This window comes from Thermodesulfobacteriota bacterium (assembly GCA_026415035.1).
In the GTDB taxonomy this organism is placed as follows: domain Bacteria; phylum Desulfobacterota; class BSN033; order BSN033; family UBA1163; genus RBG-16-49-23.
The window spans coordinates 1-615 of sequence record JAOAHX010000060.1; the positions used below are offsets into that span (position 1 = coordinate 1).

General features: G+C 64.4%; 1 protein-coding gene. It reads left to right on the plus strand.

Translation table 11 applies throughout. From position 1 onward, the window contains the following. Positions 1 to 615: ammonia channel protein (locus tag N3G78_14860; protein MCX8119196.1), on the plus strand; the 615-nt coding region annotated here is incomplete at both ends.

The window sequence follows — 615 nt, forward strand, 5'->3', positions numbered from 1 at the left end:
GTGCATATCAATGCCGGGATCGCGGGTCTGATGGCCGCCTTGGTGCTTGGGCCGCGCAAGGGTTATCCCACGACCGCTATGCCGCCGCATAACCTGGGGCTGACGGTCGCTGGGGCCTCGATGCTCTGGGTCGGTTGGTTTGGGTTCAATGCCGGCTCTGAGCTGGCCGCCGACCAGATCGCCGGGATGGCGCTGACGGTCACCCAGTTGGCTACCGCCTCGGCGGCCCTGACCTGGATGTTTGCCGAGTGGGTCAGCCATGGCAAGCCATCGGTGCTTGGGATCGCCACCGGGGCCGTGGCCGGTCTGGTGGCCATCACCCCGGCCTCTGGTACCGCTGGACCCCTGGGGGCCGTCGTCATCGGTTTTGCCGGCTCGCTCCTTGCCTTTATCGCCTCAACCAAGATCAAGCGCAAGCTCGGTTATGACGATGCCCTGGATGTTTGGGGCGTACACGGGGTCGCAGGGATCGTCGGTGCCCTACTCACCGGTGTCTTTGCCTCACCTGCCCTTGGCGGTGCCGGCTTTGCTCCTGGCATCGAGAGCATGGGCGTTCAGGTCCTCATCCAATTCATCTCGGTGGTGGCCACCCTGATCTATGGCGGTCTCTTAAGC